General features: G+C 47.0%; 19 protein-coding genes. 7 read left to right on the top strand and 12 right to left on the bottom strand.

Annotation, left to right across the window (positions count from 1 at the left end; genetic code table 11):
- Positions 1 to 24: 24 nt before the first annotated feature.
- On the top strand, positions 25 to 648 hold the full coding sequence (locus tag GC130_RS07935; RefSeq protein WP_151997740.1) for a hypothetical protein: 624 nt from the start codon (positions 25 to 27) through the stop codon (positions 646 to 648).
- Here the strand turns inward: GC130_RS07935 and prmC are convergent.
- Complete coding sequence (prmC, locus tag GC130_RS07930; protein WP_226940406.1) at positions 645 to 1,511, bottom strand: peptide chain release factor N(5)-glutamine methyltransferase; 867 nt, start codon at positions 1,509 to 1,511, stop codon at positions 645 to 647. The genes GC130_RS07935 and prmC overlap by 4 nt on opposite strands.
- Positions 1,512 to 1,558: 47 nt before the next feature.
- Here prmC and ribD point away from each other — a divergent pair, with 47 nt between their 5' ends.
- Both ribD and GC130_RS07920 read left to right on the top strand, forming a co-directional pair.
- Positions 1,559 to 2,596 (top strand): bifunctional diaminohydroxyphosphoribosylaminopyrimidine deaminase/5-amino-6-(5-phosphoribosylamino)uracil reductase RibD, encoded by a 1,038-nt coding sequence (gene ribD / locus GC130_RS07925; RefSeq protein ID WP_151997739.1) that lies wholly within the window; start codon positions 1,559 to 1,561, stop codon positions 2,594 to 2,596.
- Positions 2,596 to 3,078 carry a GAF domain-containing protein gene (locus GC130_RS07920; RefSeq protein ID WP_151997738.1) on the top strand — a complete coding sequence of 161 codons (483 nt, stop codon included), beginning with the start codon at positions 2,596 to 2,598 and terminating at the stop codon, positions 3,076 to 3,078. The genes ribD and GC130_RS07920 overlap by 1 nt, the downstream gene beginning before the upstream one ends.
- Here the strand turns inward: GC130_RS07920 and GC130_RS07915 are convergent.
- The 6 genes from GC130_RS07915 to GC130_RS07890 form a co-directional block, all read right to left on the bottom strand.
- Positions 3,068 to 3,550: an RDD family protein gene (locus GC130_RS07915; RefSeq protein WP_151997737.1), complete on the bottom strand. Its 483-nt coding sequence runs from the start codon at positions 3,548 to 3,550 to the stop codon at positions 3,068 to 3,070. The genes GC130_RS07920 and GC130_RS07915 overlap by 11 nt on opposite strands.
- Positions 3,551 to 3,624: 74 nt before the next feature.
- Complete coding sequence (locus GC130_RS07910) at positions 3,625 to 4,281, bottom strand: phosphatidylserine decarboxylase family protein (RefSeq protein WP_151997736.1); 657 nt, start codon at positions 4,279 to 4,281, stop codon at positions 3,625 to 3,627.
- Between the two features lie 4 nt (positions 4,282 to 4,285).
- A complete protein-coding gene (locus GC130_RS07905; RefSeq protein ID WP_151997735.1) occupies positions 4,286 to 5,560 on the bottom strand; it encodes a Glu/Leu/Phe/Val dehydrogenase in 1,275 nt (424 codons plus the stop codon).
- Positions 5,561 to 5,703: 143 nt separating this feature from the next.
- The gene (locus GC130_RS07900; protein ID WP_151997734.1) at positions 5,704 to 6,534 is read right to left on the bottom strand and encodes a phosphatidate cytidylyltransferase; all 831 of its coding nucleotides are present in this window, start codon (positions 6,532 to 6,534) and stop codon (positions 5,704 to 5,706) included.
- On the bottom strand, positions 6,515 to 6,721 hold the full coding sequence (locus GC130_RS07895) for a putative signal transducing protein (protein ID WP_151997733.1): 207 nt from the start codon (positions 6,719 to 6,721) through the stop codon (positions 6,515 to 6,517). Before GC130_RS07895 ends, GC130_RS07900 begins: the two co-directional genes overlap by 20 nt.
- On the bottom strand, positions 6,714 to 7,655 hold the full coding sequence (locus GC130_RS07890; RefSeq protein WP_151997732.1) for a CPBP family intramembrane glutamic endopeptidase: 942 nt from the start codon (positions 7,653 to 7,655) through the stop codon (positions 6,714 to 6,716). Before GC130_RS07890 ends, GC130_RS07895 begins: the two co-directional genes overlap by 8 nt.
- A gap of 60 nt (positions 7,656 to 7,715) precedes the next feature.
- Between GC130_RS07890 and dusB the strand changes: the two genes are divergently transcribed.
- Together dusB and GC130_RS07880 are read left to right on the top strand one after the other, a co-directional pair.
- On the top strand, positions 7,716 to 8,711 hold the full coding sequence (dusB, locus tag GC130_RS07885) for a tRNA dihydrouridine synthase DusB (protein ID WP_151997808.1): 996 nt from the start codon (positions 7,716 to 7,718) through the stop codon (positions 8,709 to 8,711).
- Positions 8,712 to 8,737: 26 nt separating this feature from the next.
- Complete coding sequence (locus tag GC130_RS07880) at positions 8,738 to 9,610, top strand: DMT family transporter (protein ID WP_226940405.1); 873 nt, start codon at positions 8,738 to 8,740, stop codon at positions 9,608 to 9,610.
- 5 nt (positions 9,611 to 9,615) lie between these two features.
- Here the strand turns inward: GC130_RS07880 and GC130_RS07875 are convergent, their stop codons facing one another.
- The 4 genes from GC130_RS07875 to GC130_RS07860 all read right to left on the bottom strand — a co-directional run bounded on the left by GC130_RS07875 (position 9,616) and on the right by GC130_RS07860 (position 13,504).
- The gene (locus tag GC130_RS07875) at positions 9,616 to 11,100 is read right to left on the bottom strand and encodes a DASS family sodium-coupled anion symporter (protein WP_151997730.1); all 1,485 of its coding nucleotides are present in this window, start codon (positions 11,098 to 11,100) and stop codon (positions 9,616 to 9,618) included.
- 81 nt (positions 11,101 to 11,181) lie between these two features.
- On the bottom strand, positions 11,182 to 12,120 hold the full coding sequence (locus GC130_RS07870) for a DUF1684 domain-containing protein (protein WP_151997729.1): 939 nt from the start codon (positions 12,118 to 12,120) through the stop codon (positions 11,182 to 11,184).
- A gap of 59 nt (positions 12,121 to 12,179) precedes the next feature.
- Complete coding sequence (locus GC130_RS07865; RefSeq protein ID WP_151997728.1) at positions 12,180 to 12,590, bottom strand: DUF2141 domain-containing protein; 411 nt, start codon at positions 12,588 to 12,590, stop codon at positions 12,180 to 12,182.
- Positions 12,587 to 13,504 (bottom strand): hypothetical protein, encoded by a 918-nt coding sequence (locus GC130_RS07860; RefSeq protein WP_226940404.1) that lies wholly within the window; start codon positions 13,502 to 13,504, stop codon positions 12,587 to 12,589. Before GC130_RS07860 ends, GC130_RS07865 begins: the two co-directional genes overlap by 4 nt.
- Positions 13,505 to 13,610: 106 nt before the next feature.
- Between GC130_RS07860 and GC130_RS07855 the strand changes: the two genes are divergently transcribed.
- The gene (locus GC130_RS07855; protein ID WP_151997727.1) at positions 13,611 to 14,840 is read left to right on the top strand and encodes an FAD-dependent oxidoreductase; all 1,230 of its coding nucleotides are present in this window, start codon (positions 13,611 to 13,613) and stop codon (positions 14,838 to 14,840) included.
- Between the two features lie 86 nt (positions 14,841 to 14,926).
- Positions 14,927 to 15,910 carry a Gfo/Idh/MocA family protein gene (locus tag GC130_RS07850; protein WP_151997726.1) on the top strand — a complete coding sequence of 328 codons (984 nt, stop codon included), beginning with the start codon at positions 14,927 to 14,929 and terminating at the stop codon, positions 15,908 to 15,910.
- Here the strand turns inward: GC130_RS07850 and GC130_RS07845 are convergent.
- The gene (locus GC130_RS07845; protein ID WP_151997806.1) at positions 15,907 to 16,287 is read right to left on the bottom strand and encodes a co-chaperone GroES family protein; all 381 of its coding nucleotides are present in this window, start codon (positions 16,285 to 16,287) and stop codon (positions 15,907 to 15,909) included. The genes GC130_RS07850 and GC130_RS07845 overlap by 4 nt on opposite strands.
- Between the last annotated feature and the right edge of the window lie 5 nt (positions 16,288 to 16,292).

Raw genomic sequence — 16,292 nt, 5'->3', positions numbered from 1 at the left:
TCGTGCTGGGGTAAATCACTGTCAATGTCTTCACACCATATTGTACGAGATGAGCAGGAACCAGCTTTGCTGGTGTTGAATGCCACATGGCTTCGCAACGAAACGCTGGCAAGCCTGCTGGAGTGGAGCCCGACGATAGTGGTACCTGCCGGGGAGGTGGAGGTGTTAACCACCCTGGGAATTAAGCCCGATGTAGTGGTGGCGACCCATGAAGAGAAAATGGAACATGCTGCCATCTGGGAGGCTTTCGCTCCCTTGACCATTTTGGAACGAACAAGTGAACAGCCTGCTGTTATTGCTGCCCTTCATTACCTTCTGGCAAACAAATACAAGGCGGTCAATATTTTTGCCTCTCCTTTCGACTTATCCCTTTCGGAGTTTGCACTCTTTTTCGCCAATATGGACATTGTATTCTATAGCGAGGGGAGCCGTTGGCTTTGGATCCGACAAGGTAAATACAGCAAATGGCTGCCAGCAGGCACCAAGCTCAGCATAAAGTCGCTGGATGAGCCACAGGAGTTTATGTGGAGCGGGTTTACGGCAAAGCCACCCAAGCAACTTTTGGACAAGGCGACTCTTTCCATTGGGAAGGATAGCTTGGTTTCTATTCAATCCGGGCAGCCCTTTCTTCTCGAAGAACAACTTTAGCCGACCCGTCCTCTGACCATCCTGTCTTTGCCATTGATGTCCTGCCGCAGTTCGATTTGGGAGTAACCCAATGAATCGAGCAAATCTTTCATTTCCGGGCCAAAGGCTTCGTTGATCTCGAAGTAGAGCCAGCCTTCCTGTTTCAAGCCTGTTTTGGCCAGCGTTGCAATTCTTTTGTAAAAAATAAGCGGATCATTGTCGCCGACAAACAGGGCCAGGCTGGGATCAAATGCCAACACGTTTTTGCTCATTAAAGGCTTTTCTGAATCCCTCACGTAAGGGGGGTTGCTAACGATGACGTCGAAAGTTTCATCATCAATCGTTGCTTCAAGGATATTGGCTCGTTTAAAAAGCACGTTGGCTTCTAGCTTAATAGCATTCTCCCTGGCGATTTCTAAAGCGACCTCCGAAATATCCCATCCTTCGCATTGGAGGCCTGGCGCTTCCAAGCTGATTGTGATTGGAATGCACCCACTGCCGCTGCCTATGTCGAGTAGATTCAAATCACTGCCGCTCTTGTGAGAATTGGCAATCCAGTGCACCAGTTCCTCTGTCTCGGGGCGTGGAATTAGCACGTTTTTGTTCACCTGAAATTTTCTGCCATAAAACCACCCGTAGCCCACCACATGTTGCACCGGCTCTTGATTTTTGAGCCTTTTAACTGCTTCTTCAAGCACGTCGAGATCGAAGTCCGACACCTCCAGTGGTTTTTTAGCCAGCCTTTCTTTACCAGTTATTCCTAAAGCTCCTTCCAGCAGGTAGTCGGTGATACTTTGCGCTTCATTGACCTCATATAAGGGTATCAGTTGATTGGCCACCTCGGTGAATAGTTTGTCTGCAGAAGTAATAGAAGGGATAGGCAAAGCAATAATTTTTTTGTCTCACAATTTATATCAAATTTATGAGGCAAATGGCAATTGATTTGGAACAACACCAGGTATTCATGCGGCGGGCTATTGAACTGGCGCAGATGGGTTTGGGCAGTGTAAGCCCTAATCCACTGGTTGGCTGCGTGATAGTGAAAGACGGCCTGGTCATTGGGGAAGGCTGGCACCGCAAATATGGAGAGGGGCATGCCGAAGTAAACGCTGTGAATGCGGTAAAAGACCCTGAGCAGCTTAAAGGCGCTACTGTGTATGTCACACTTGAGCCTTGCTCCCATTTTGGTAAAACACCACCCTGTGCTGATCTTTTAATAGAAAAAAAAGTGACAAAGGTGATGGTGGCGGTTGTAGACCCCAATCCACAGGTGGCTGGGCAGGGCATCACCAGACTGAAACAGGCTGGTATCGAAGTGCAAGTGGGATTGCTGGCTGAGGAGACTACGTGGCTGAACCGGCGGTTTTTAACGGCCATGAAGGATCACAGGCCCTACATCATCCTGAAATGGGCTCAAACTATGGACGGCTTTGTTGCCCGGGAAAACCACGACTCAAAATGGATCAGCAATGCCTATTCGAGAAAGCTGGTGCATAAATGGCGCACGGAGGAAGATGCCATTTTGGTGGGGAGCAATACTGTGGCATATGACAACCCTCAGCTGACCGCAAGGGATTGGCCAGGCAATAATCCTGTGCGGGTAGTGCTGGATCCTGGCGATGAGTTGGATGGTAACTACCATGTGCTAGATGGCTCAGTTTCGACGATCATCTACACAACCATACGAGAGTCGCTGGAGGCTAACCTTGAGCTTGTAAAGGTCGACGCACATCACTACTTATCGGAGGTGCTGGCTGATTTGCATAGGAAAAATATCCGATCGGTGATTATAGAGGGAGGAGCCAAAACGCTGGAATCGTTTATAGAAATGAACCTTTGGGACGAGGCCAGGGTTTTTTATGCGCCCATGACATTTACCACGGGCATAAAGGCTCCGGCTTGTGGAGGCACAATTTTGAGTAAAGAAGATATTTTGGGCGATACATTGATTATTTACACAAGAGACTAATGGCTGAAACTCTTTTTATTCCGCAGGAAGCGACTAAACAAGATAAATACGAATCGCTTGTGCCTCAGGTTGAAGCGTTGATTGCTGGTGAGCCTGACCTGACAGCTAACCTGGCCAATATTGCGGCGGCTCTGAAGTATGGGATGGGCTTTTTTTGGGTTGGTTTTTATATCATCAAAGAAGACCAGCTGGTGCTTGGGCCGTTCCAGGGGCCGATTGCCTGCACCAGAATCAACCTGGGTAAAGGTGTTTGCGGCTCTTCATGGAAAGAGGCCAGGACTTTTATTGTGCCTGACGTCGAGCAATTTCCTGGACACATAGCCTGCAGTAGCGACTCTAAATCTGAGATTGTGCTACCGATAATAAGAAATGGGAAAGTGCTTGGCGTTCTTGATGTGGACAGCGATAAACTCAATGAGTTTGACGAGGTAGACCAGCGCTACCTCGAACAAATCATTGACATGCTTCAAATTACTTCTTAACTACCAACGTGCTGGCAATCATGTCGTGAAGCGCTTGTTTCTTTTCAGTAAAGCCCGCCATGATGTACCCGATGCCCAGGATCATTGAAGAAACAATCTTACCCAGGTTCCGGAGCAGGGCTTTTCCAAAATCGAGTTTGTTGCCGTCAGCGTCCGTAACTTTCAGGCCGAGTGCAATTTTACCAACAGTGGCTTGGCTTTTACTCGATTCCATTAAGGAGAAGTAGAGCACTTGAATAGCAAACGTGATGAAAATAGTGACGCTCATGACGCTAGCAAAAGCAGCTATCATACCCACGGCCTCTTCTGTGCTCATCGAGTCATCAAATAAGCCGGGCGTGGTGGCAAAGCCAAAGCCCAAAGCTGCAAAAATTGGTAGTAAAACGAAAGATTGAGCTACATAAACAATTATATAGTCGATAATGTAGGCTACAAATCGCAGCCAAAATCCAGCATAATTAGTAGATGACATAGTATGTAAGGGTTGGTTTTTATGAAAAGATATAAATTTCTTTTCACTAAACCACCTTTGTGGAAGCGAATGCTTTAGGCCAGCCTGGCAATCACCGTTTTGCCGCCAGTAGTTTTGTCGTTGATGTTGACTTCAATTTTTGCATCAAGGGGTAAAAAAACGTCAACTCTGGAGCCGAATTTGATGAAGCCGAATTCCTCGCCCTGGGCCAATAGGTCGCCCTCTTTCACATACCACTTGATGCGGCGGGCTACTGCTCCGGCTATCTGCCGAAAGAGGACTTTCACTCCTTTGTCATTTTCCATCACCACGGTAGTTCTTTCGTTCTCTGTGCTTGATTTAGGGTGCCAGGCAACAAGGTATTTGCCAGGATGGTACTTGAAGAAACTGACCTTACCTTTTATCGGTGCCCTGTTAACATGCACGTTTAAAGGTGACATAAAAATAGAGATCTGTATGCGTTCGTCTTTCAGGCACTCGTCCTCGGTGGTTTTTTCAATCACTACCACTTTTCCTTCAGCCGGTGCGTAAACAGCTTTAGGGTCTTCTGGAGTCACACATTTTGGAAGCCTGAAAAACTGAAGAAAAAGAAGGTAGATCACCATGCTGGCCGCAAGCACCAGACTCTGGATAAGAGCCGCAGACACATAGTTGAAAACTACGTAGTTCAAGCCGATGAAAATAATCGCCATTACCAGCAATAATGTTCTACCTTCTTTGTGTATGGTCATCTTCCTAGAATCTACCTCTGAATTTATAAGTTTTGGCTACTTTATCGATGGCTACAATATAAGCGGCAATCCTTAAAGAAACGTTATACTCCTGAGACGTTTTGAATACGTTGTTGAACGCATCCTTCATGATCCTGTCGGAGCGACGGCTTACTCTGTCGGCGGTCCACTTATAGCCGAGGCGGTTTTGCACCCACTCGAAGTAGGATACAGTTACCCCACCAGCGTTGGCCAGGATGTCAGGCACAGCCATGATACCCTTGTCATTCAACAAAGCATCGGCTTTGGCTGAAGTTGGCCCATTGGCGCCTTCCACAATCAGCTTCGCTTTTATCTGGTCTGCGTTGTGCACGGTAATCACGTCTTCTTTTGCTGCTGGCACCAAAACATCGAGGTTAAGGGTGAGCAGGTCGTCGCCTGCAATTTTTTCGGCACCTTTGAAGCCTTCAAGTGAGCCGTTGTTGGCATTCCGATACTCTATGGCTTTGTTAATGTCAATTCCGTTGTCGTTGTAATAGGCTCCGGAAATATCGCTCACAGCAACGACTGAGGCACCTCTTTCTTCCAGAAGTGTAGCAGCCCATGATCCTACGTTGCCAAACCCCTGCACGGCTACTTTCGCATGGTAGGGATTGATTTTCAATTTCTCCATTGCTGCCAGCGCAGTAATCATTACCCCACGACCGGTAGCTTCAGTGCGGCCTAAAGAACCACCCAAAACGAGAGGCTTGCCCGTAACAACCGCATTCACAGTCATGCCCTGAGCACGGGAGTATTCGTCCATCAACCAGGCCATTTCACGAGGACCGGTACCCATGTCGGGGGCGGGAATGTCTCTGTCAGGGCCGAAGATTTCGACAAGTGCACCCGTATAGGCCCTGGTCAATCGTTCGATTTCACCTGGCGACATATTGCGTGGATTGCAGATGATGCCGCCTTTGGCACCACCATAGGGAATGTCCACCACGGCGCATTTCCATGTCATCCAGGCGGCCAATGCTTTTACTTCATCCAGGTGAACGTCCATGTCGTAGCGGATGCCACCTTTGGACGGGCCCAGAATGTTGGAGTGAATTACCCGATAGCCTTCAAACACTTGTACGCTGCCATCATCCATGGTAATAGGAAGGTTCACTATTACCTGCTTAACGGGTGACTTCAGCACGTTGTACACCTCATCATCCAGTCCAAGACATTTTGCTGCAATGTCAAACCTGGACATCATCGATTCGAAAGGATTTTCTTTATCCTTTATCGGTGCCGGTTCTATGTAAGCCATAAAAATATAATAGGGTTAATGTGTTGTATTCGGTGGCAAAGCTACTAAAAGCAATAGAAAGTTTGCTCAAAAAAGCTGAAATGTACATTTTTTAGCAAAGACGTCAACTATCTGTAGAATGCTGGCTTAGCACGCTGGTAAAATCAAAGAAGCCTTAGGAAAACGATAATAAAAGGGACAGAAAGCAGCAAACCATCAAATCGATCCAAAAACCCTCCATGACCCGGAATACTTTTCCCCGAATCTTTGATTTCCATGCTTCTTTTGAAAAGAGACTCCACCAGGTCGCCATAGGTTCCGGCGACGATGATGATGACTGAAACGGACAGCCACTCCCAGAGGGGCAATACAGTAAAGAACATCGAAAGGCCATAAGCCATAGCCAGGGAAGTTAGGGCACCACCCACGCTGCCTTCCCAGGACTTTTTTGGAGACACTCTTTCGAAGAGCTTGGTTTTGCCGAAGTTGACACCTGCAAAGTAGGCACCGGTATCGCTTGCCCAAAGTATCAGCAGCAGGCCGACTATTATCTCCCAATGATACTCCCCTCTTGAGAAGGCAATAAAGTTAAGGAGAGCAAAAGGAACCGCCACGTAGATAATTCCGAGAAAGGTAAAACCAATATTGGTAAATGGGTTCTTTTCGTTCTTTTTATAGAGCTTGATAAAAAAGATGGTGGCCAGCAAAGGAAAAACGAGAAAGGCGTATTTACCGTCAATCTCTCCAGTTTCAACAAAGAAGGTGAGACAAAATATAATCGCCCCAATAAAGCAACCCAGGAAGCGCAACGGCAAAATGCCGTGAAGCCGCACCAGATTATAAAACTCCATTTGGGTGAGAAGAGTCAGAATGAAAAAAATGGCAAAATAGGTGTAGGGGCTGTAAATAATCAGGAAGAGCAAGATGGGGGCTCCTATGACTGCGGCAATAATTCTTTGGGTTAGGTTGTTGAACCTATTCAAAATGGATGTCATCGTTGATCATTTTCACAGCGCTGAGGACATTCTCAGATGAAACATACACCTCATAGTTGCCCAACTGATAGAGAGAATCCTTTTTACTAACTACCACAGCGGAAATATCATTTTCCTCTAACACTGCCTTCACAATTTCCGCTTTGTGTTGTTGGTTATTTGTAAACACCTTTTGCCAGTTATCCATCAGCGTTTTCCAGGTTCCTGTGAAACTTAATAAAGAGGTAAGTGAGGGCAGCACCAATAATAAAGAAAAACCCTACTGTTTCCAAAGGCACCGTCTCTGTATCGTCGATGTTGAACCCGACCAGGTCATTTTTGTACAGGTAAAGCATCACCAGGCTAAACCCGTTGTTAAAGAAGTGCGCCACCATGGCTAGCACCAGACTGCCCGACCAGTAGAAAATGTAGCCAAAAAGGGCACCCAGGAGCATCCGGGGAACGAAGCCATAGAACTGAAAATGAAATGCACTGAAGAAAATAGCTGCTACCCAAATGGCGATATGTGGATTGCGTGTGAGTTGCTGAAGTCGGGTTTGGATGAGACCTCTGAAAAGCAGCTCTTCACCAATGCCGGGTATAATGGCCACAACAAGTAATGCAACCAGTAGTTCGCCAAAACCTGAAAAGTCAGTCAGGTAGTCGGTAATCACTTTAAGTTGCTCCTCTTTCGCCTGCGCCCATTGCTCAAAGCCACTCATAAACTCCGGAAACTTCAGGTTGAGGTTCCATTCTATGAAAAGACTGTTGACAACCATGAAACAGAAAGTGATCAGGGTGACATAAATCAATGGTTGCCAATTTCGGGTGTCAACGGAAAAATAGGTGCTCACTTTTGTGCCTTGATAGAGTTTGATGTAGAACAGGGGCACCAGGATAAACGCTCCGAGCGATCCCACAGCCTGGGTGGTGTACAGCGCCACTTTGGATCGTGGGTCGCCCATGTCCGTCAGGAGCCTCATTGTTCCTTCAAACCCCGTATTAAAAAGCAGCATCAGCGGCATCACGGAAATTATCTGAAACACGATCATTCCACCAAAACAAAATAAAACCAGCTGAAGCAGGCCAAGCCCCGGCCCCTTCAAATCTCTGATTTCAAGGAAACTATTGTACTTTTGCATCTTGTTAGATTAGCTGATGTAACACAACTGGTCACATTCGGCCCTAAAGGTAGACATACGGTGGTAAAAATAGGTAACATAGAACTGGGAGAATTCCCGCTTTTGCTCGCACCCATGGAGGATGTAAGTGATCCCCCGTTCCGTGCAGTGTGCAAAGACAACGGCGCTGACCTGATGTACACCGAGTTTATCAGCAGCGAAGGCCTCATCCGTGACGCCATAAAAAGCCGCAAGAAGCTCGATATTTTTCCTTACGAAAAACCTATTGGTATTCAGATTTTTGGTGGCGACGAGGAGGCCATGGCGATGTCGGCAAGAATAGTAGATGCCACCCAGCCCGATATTTTGGATATCAACTATGGTTGTCCGGTGAAGAAAGTGGTCTGCAAAGGTGCGGGTGCCGGGGTGCTGCGGGATATTCCGTTGATGGTCAGGCTGACTCAGGCAGTGGTGAAGTCTACCAGCTTGCCAGTGACAGTAAAAACCAGGCTTGGCTGGGATGACAGCAGCATCAACATAGAAGAGGTAGCAGAACGACTTCAGGACGTAGGGATAAAAGCCCTGAGCATACATGGTCGAACCAGAGCGCAGCTCTACAAGGGTGAGGCCGACTGGACACTGATCAGAAAAGTGAAGGAAAACCCCAGGATACAGATACCGATCTTTGGCAATGGCGACATTGACACTCCGGAAAAGGCGCTTGAATACAAGAACAAGTATGGAGTAGACGGCATCATGATAGGAAGGGCAGCAATTGGCTATCCATGGATTTTTAATGAGATCAAACATTTCATGAAAACCGGAGAAAAGCTGGCAGCGCCGAGCATGAAGCAAAGAATAGAGGTGGCCAGAAAGCACCTTAAGTTCTCTGTTGAATGGAAGGGTGAGAAGACCGGCATTCTGGAAATGCGCAGGCACTACACCAGTTATTTTAGAAACATCCCCAACATAAAGCCCTACAGGCAAAAGCTTGTAGAGTTCGACGCCTATGAACAGGTTGATGAACTGCTTTGTGAAATGGAGCAGGAATTCATGAACGCTTTCGTGGAGGCATAGACAATATGAGCAAGCCAGCCAGCCAGATGAGTGACAAAGCACTCGCATGGCTTTTATTGATTACACTTTCCTTCATTTGGGGTAGCAGTTTTATTCTGATAAAAAGAGGTCTCGAAGTCTATTCTCCATTGGAACTTGGTGCCCTTCGGATAGTGACAGCGGGCTTGTTTCTTTCGCCGGTGGCAGTAAGCCGTATTGGCAAACTTTCGAAGCGGAACTGGCAGATTCTTCTTCTTGCTGGTTTTGTAGGAAGTTTCGGGCCTGCTTTTTTATTTGCCCTTGCTCAAACGCATCTCGATAGCGGGCTGGCAGGGTCGCTCAACGCACTTACGCCGCTTTTTACCATTTTGATAGGGAGCTGGTTTTTTAGCTCCACTTTCACCAGAAGGAACGCTATTGGCATTGCTATTGGCTTTGTGGGTACGGTACTTTTGATTTTTGCCGGGAGCGATGGCCGTATCTCAGGCTTCAATTTTTATGCGCTTTTTGTGGTGCTTGCTACCATCATGTACGCAACCAACCTGAACATCATCAAGGCGTATTTGGGAGACCTGAAGCCATTGACAATTACCAGTGTTTCGCTGCTTATGGTGCTGCCTCTGGCCCTGGTTATTCTGGCAAGCGCCACCGACTTCAGCACAAAAATTATCTATACGAAAGGGGCCTGGGAGGCCCTTGGCTATATAAGCATTCTCGGCGTTGTCGGGACAGCTATTGCATTGATCATATTCAATAAAACTGTGCAGATTTCAACACCCCTGTTCACCAGTTCAGTCACTTATATCATACCCCTCATTGCGGTGATATGGGGTCTTCTGGACGGAGAAAAACTACTTGTCACCCACTATATAAGCATGGCGCTTATTCTTGCGGGTGTTTTTATTGCCAACAGAAAGTAGTTCACCTAAAACGGGTTCACTGATAAGTCGATACCGAGCACCAGCTCCATCAAAAAATAAACAGAAAGCGTTATCAGCACCGTGCTGGCGAGGTTCAGTGCAAAGCCTTTTCGAATCATATCTTTCATTTCCACATGGCCAAAACTAAATACAATGGCATTTGGCGGAGTGGCAATAGGCAGCATAAAAGCGCAGGAGGCAGCGAGCGTAGCGGCGATCATTGGCCCAAACGGGTGCACACCAATCGACTGAGAAAGTGCAGCCAAAATCGGCAGCATGATAGAAGCTGTGGCTACATTGGAAGTTACCTCGGTTAAGAAATTGAGCATGAGGGCGACTATAAAAATAAGAAGCAGGAGGTTAACGCCTTCGAGCAACGACATTTGCTGGCCGATCCATTCAGCCAGGCCAGATTCCTGAAAGCCAGCTGCCAATGCCAGCCCACCACCGAACAGCACAATTATCCCCCAGGGGAGCTTCACCGCCGACTCCCAGTCCATGACCATTTTGTTCGCTTCACTTTTAGCAGGAACCAGAAACAAAGCCAATGCTCCACTCATGGCAATGATGGTGTCGTCAAGACCAGGAAGGACTTTTTTGAGAAGGAATGAACTGGTTATCCAGGAAAAGGCTGTTAAGGTGAAGACAGCAAAAACGGCTTTTTCTTCCCAGCTCATTTTGCCTAGTTCTTTCAGGTCGTCTTCGATTTGCTTCCTGCCGCCCGCCAGTGGTTTTTTGGGCAGCGGATAGGCAACCCTCACCATATACCACCAAAGGATTGTTAAGAGAACGACAACAAGAGGCATCGCAAAAGCCATCCAAAGAGCAAAAGATATTTCGACATCAAAAAGCTGCTGAGCAATGGCAGAGAAAACGACATTGGTAGGCGTACCTATCAATGTTCCCATGCCTCCGATGGAAGCCGCATAGGCAATGCTGAGCATCAGCGCCTTCCCCAAATTTGCCTTTAGCTTCACTTTGTCGGGCATGTCACTCTTGTCGATAATGCCTCCAAGCTGACTGATCAACGCAATGCCAATAGTCACCATCATGAGCGAAGTGGCAGTGTTCGAAATCCACATGGAAAGGAACGCCGTAGCGATGATGAAGCCGAGCACGATACCCCGGCTGTTGGTGCCTACCCATGAAATAATGGTGAGGGCGATTCTTTTGTGCAGGTTCCACTTCTCCATGGCAATGGCGATAATAAAGCCTCCCATGTAGAGGAATAAAATTTTATTGCCATAAGCGGCTGTCACTGTGTCAATTTGGGCGCCGCCGGTTAATGGAAGTATCACAATGGGTAATAATGAAGTAGCAGCCATAGGAATGGCTTCTGTTGTCCACCAGGTGGCTACCCAAAGGGTACAGGCTAAGACGGAGCGGCCCGATTCGCTCATCCCTTCGGGCTGCACTATAAACTGGAAGATAATGAAAAGGACGGGCCCCAGCACGAGTCCAATTTTAGAAGCCAGCGATTTGCTTTCCATTCAGTGGATATATTTAGGTAGGTGCCTGAAATTAGAAAATAGCACAGAAAAGCCCAATCCTTTGATCAAAAGTGTGGACAATCAATAGTGGCGGGCAAATTTTTCCCCGGCCAATATTGCCACCTTCAACTTGTTTTGAGGGGGAGGAAGCGGACAAGTTGCAAAAGGTGTATACACGCAGGGTGGATTGTATCCCTTGTTGAAGTCCATCACCACTTCCCCGCTGCTGTTGGGCTTTGTAGTATACATATAGCGGCCACCTCCGTACGTTTCTTCTCCGGTTGTTTCATCAGCATAAGTCACAAAAAACTCATCACCTTCTTCTGTCACATCGAGCGCATATTCCTCGCCATCTTTTTCAAACACAAGCCTGCCCGGGCTTGGCTGGTCATAAGTGATGCCAAGGATGTTTTGGATTTTCAGCACTTTAGGGGGATCGTACGGCTCAAATTCAGCGGTGACCACCCAATTCACATCCACAGGGTAGGAATCGATCGATTGAAGAGAGTCTAATTTTGGGTTTTCAAAGTCTCGCAGGCGCACTGCCAGCTCATCACCTCTTTTGATAACAAACCAGGTAAGCGCCTCGTGGCTCATTTGCAGACTCATATGCATCGAGTCGTCATAAACCAGCTGCAGGGCCGGGGCTTCCCAAATTGAGTCTTTTCCTGTTTCCTTCATCATTACCACAGGCTCAGAGGGAGCCTCATACAGTACAGATTTGGTATTTGTCACTCGCAGCTTACCAAGAAAAGCGGGGGCTTTTTCAGGAAATACAATCTTATTGGACGAATCCGACCCGAAGGTAGACAAGCCCTTGTTAAGGATGTAAAGGCCTGCAAGGTTGACATAGCCGTTGGGGGCCTTTAGTTTTTCGATTCGTTCCTGTTGCCATTTTTGATGTGCTACTTTGTAAGCTGCTACTTCTTCCTCCGACATTTTATGGTCGCAAGAGGTCAAAAGAAATGACGTGATAAGCGATAAAAAGGAAAGACGGACAATTATCGTTGAGACTTTCATGGCTGGATTGGTCGGTAGACTATGCTTTTCCTTTTTACGAGATAGTAATATCTGACGAATTATCGAAGCGAGATGCTATGGGTGGCAGTCTTTGCCTGAAAGTTAACTGAAGCTTCTTCGAAATCAGGAGGGCCTAATACCCCCATGGAATCATTTCCAAAACCATAAGGTTCTTTTGGTATGCCGAACAGGCCAGTATCAAGCTTGCCGTTTTCATTTTCGTCGTGAAACACACTAATGGCATAAGAGCCAAAGGGAAGACTTGTGAATTGCACCAGCGCCGACTCTCCTTTTACCTTTTCTACCCTGCCTTTGTAAAGCCGATCTGTGAGAAAATTTTCTTTTAAATCGTAAAGGGCCACACGAATGTCGCCCTTTACGTTTTTTATCCCTTTGACCTCCACAGTAAGTGTGCCTGATGAATCGCTTTGGAGCCAATTCAAAAGAAGGCTTAGAACTACTACTATCACTTTTCCACTACTCGGTCAAAGTCAAACTCGTCCATGAATTTCTGCGCCTCTTTAAGGTTTTGGAACTCGAAGGATTTAGATTCACCGTCTTTGGCATGAATCTCCACCTTGATAAGAATCACCTTTTTACCACCCAAAGGATCATCAACAAAAGTGGCGTTCTCCGGCACAATAAACTGGCCGTCTTTTCTAACCAGCCCCAATTTCTTGTCTTTGTGCTTTATGCGGTTACAGTACGAGCATTTGTAGTGCTGAACAATTTTGCCTTCCTCTGTTTCCGTGGCTTCGCTGATTATTTCCTCGCTTTCAAGCTTCAGCGTTTGGAAACCACACCTGTCGCACTCAATCGCAATGAGGTTGCCCGGATACTTTTCAATCTTAGTTTCGCCTGTTTCCTGATCTATCCATACATCGTAATCAACACTGAAGATATTCTCTTCCGCCTGCATCCCCTCGTCAAGGTAAACATCCTCTTCTTCTTCACTAAGCAGCTTCATTTTGTTGCCAGTTTTAGGATTGACCCGGGGAGTATATCTGAACTTTTTCAGCCTTTTTGATTGGGCTGTAGGGTAATAGAATTTAAGGATAAGAAATGCAACATAACCGTACAAAGTACCTATGGCAATGGTGATAAACAGCCTAACGAAGAACCACACAAAGTTCAGTTCGACTGTCTCGTCTTTGTAAGTGTTGGCATACGCTGTAATGGCCAGCGCAATGCACAAATGCATCACCCAAAGGAGCTTTGATTCATATTTGCTGGTAAAATCATACTTCTGCTTGAGCTCTTTAAAACTGGAAATGCGAAGCTTTGTAATAATGTATATAGCAACTGCGAGAGCAATCAATATATAGGCTCCATTTTCCATGAAGTTGTGCCAAGCCAAAAGAAATCCCGACGCCTGTTCTTCCATAATTTTCTTTTTAATTAAGGTTCTAATTCAATATTACATAAATTTCATTTACCAAGTAAAATCAAGTTACCTGAACTCTAATAACACATCAAAATAATTATACCCCATGGCCTGGAAAAATATGTCGACCATCGCTCCCAGATACGCTGAGGCCGATAATGTTGCGGATGTTTTTAAGCCTGCGCTTCCTTTGTCCACCCGTATTGCTGTGGCTGGTGCGGGTGCCTTTGGCGGGTGGACAGCGCTGAATTTGCTTAGGCTTGGCTACAAAGTAACGCTGTTTGACCCATGGGGCGCAGGCAATTCCCTATCAAGTTCTGGTGGAGAAACAAGGTTGATGAGGAGCGTGTACGGAAGCAATAGCTTTTATACGAAGCTGGCCAACGAGTCGTACGATATGTGGCTGGAAACGGAAGCATGGGAGGGTAGCAAGCTATTGCATACTACGGGCAATTTGTGGATGGTGGGTGAAAATGACAACGAGATGGAGAGCGCCGTCGTTCAGATGGATGGTTTGAAGCTTCCTTACCAGCTTTACAAAGCCACTGAAGTGCCGGATCGGTTTTCGTATGTGAATTGTTCCGATCTTTCATACCTGATTCTGGAAGAAAAGGCAGGTGTGCTTAAAGCCAGGGAAAGCTGTCAGGCTGTGCTGAAAAAATTTGTCTCTGAGGGAGGCCAATATATTGCAGAGGCGCTGACGCCAGGTTCAGTTAGAAATGGTAAAATGGGTGGCTGTAAAACTTCATCAGGAGGCAGGCATGAAATGGACATCTACCTGTTCGCCGGTGGCCCGTGGCTCAAGTCGTTGTTTCCGGAGGTGCTCGGACAGCACCTGGCCGTGACCCGGCAGGAAGTACATTACTTTGGTTTGCCTGATGCAAAAGCTGGTTTTTTTGAAGCAAATTTGCCCGGCTGGATTGATATGGCCAATGATGGGGGCTTTTACGGCATTCCCGGGGGCTTTCAAAGGGGCTTTAAGGTAGCGTCCGACAAGCGGGGTCGTGAAATTGATCCAACAACCCAGAGCCGGATACCAGAAGAGTCAGAAGTGGAGAGAGCAAGAGATTATGCGCATCACCGGTTTCCGGGCCTGGGAAGTCTGCCACTGGTTGAGTCGAGGGTGTGTCAATACACAAATACGCCTGATGGGAGCTTTATTCTGGACACACATCCCGAAGCTTCAAACGTTTGGTTGCTGGGTGGAGGATCGGGACATGGTTTCAAGCATGGGCCTGGCCTGGGCAAGCTGGCAGCAAGTATTATCGCCGGTCAGCAGGGGCTCCCTACTTTGCTCTCACTCAGCAGGTTAAAAAGTAGTGGTTTGATAGTATAACTATTGTTATAAATTGGCGTTCAAATGAAAATATTGATGTATTTAGCTAAAGATTTGTCTAATACTATTCTAATAAAAGAGAATTAATGAATACCTATCGCTGGGGGATTGTAGGACTGGGGAGGATTGCCCACAAATTTGCGGAAGCGTTAAAAGTGATTCCTACTGCCCAGCTGGTAGCAGTGGCCTCCAGAGACAAAAAAAATGCAGAGGCTTTTGCTGAACGTTTTGAAGCGAAGACGTTTTACGACAATTATGAAGATCTCATTCTCGACAAGGAAGTTGACATAGTTTACATTGCCACTACGCATCCGTCCCACGCATCACTGGCCAAGGCCTGTCTGCGTTTTGGCAAGCCAGTTCTTTGCGAGAAGCCCTTCGCCATGAATTACCAGCAGGCCAAAGAGGTATATGAGGTGGCCCGTGAGTCAGGTGTGTTTATCATGGAGGCTTTGTGGACAAGGTTTCTTCCATCGATGAAGCGGGTGATTGAGATAGTGAAAAAGGAGGAGATCGGTCATGTTGTTTCTGTCCAGGCTGATTTTGGTTTCAAAGCTCCCTATGACCCTGGAGCCCGGCTTTTTAACAAAGAATTAGGCGGCGGGGCATTGCTCGACGTGGGTATTTACCCTGTTTTTCTCACGACAGCCCTTCTGGGTGAGCCGACAAAAATACAGGCCAGCGGAGTGATTGGGCCAACCGGTGTGGATGAGCAGTGTGCTATGCTGCTGGAGTATGACAATGGGGCAATTGCCAGCCTTTCGTGCTCCATTATTTCAAATAATACTCAGGTGGCCAGCATCAACGGATCGAAGAGCCGCATCCAGATAGATCAGCCTTTTTGGGGGCAAACCAATATCAATATTTTTACCGATTGGAAGCCCCGGGGGCTTGTGAAGTTTGACTACCCAAGCAATGGGCTTAACTACCAAGTGGCAGAAGTGCACAAATGCCTGGATGAAGGCAAAACAGAGAGCGATCTTTGGAGCTATGGCGACAGCCTCCTTGTGTTAAAGACCCTCGACAGAATCAGGGAAAAAATTGGGTTGAAGTACGAGGCGGATGTTTAATCAAACAAATCCTCTTCCCGCTCCAGCATCAAAATAGCCGACTGCGGCACAATGAAGTACTTTTCGCCTTTGTAGTGCACCTCAAAAGCAGCCTTTTGCAGGAAAATGGCCATGTCCCCTTCTTTTGCCTGAAGCGGTACATATTTCACTTTGTCCTCTTCAGCTTTCCAGGGTTCGTCGTCGTCGGCCTGCATAGGAATAGGGTAGCCAGGCCCGGCTTTCACGATGTATCCGCTTTGTATTTTTTCTTTCTCCTGCACTCCTGGAGGCAGGTAAAGCCCACTTTCGGTTTTCTCTGATTCTTTTTTTGGCTTGACCAATACCCTGTCGCCCACTATCACCAGCTTTTTCAGCTTGTTGTCTGCTGTCAATTCCATTCTTT

This window comes from Imperialibacter sp. EC-SDR9, assembly GCF_902498805.1.
GTDB lineage: Bacteria > Bacteroidota > Bacteroidia > Cytophagales > Cyclobacteriaceae > Imperialibacter.
Note: the sequence above shows the minus strand (reverse complement) of the source record. Positions and strands in the feature narration are given on the sequence as shown.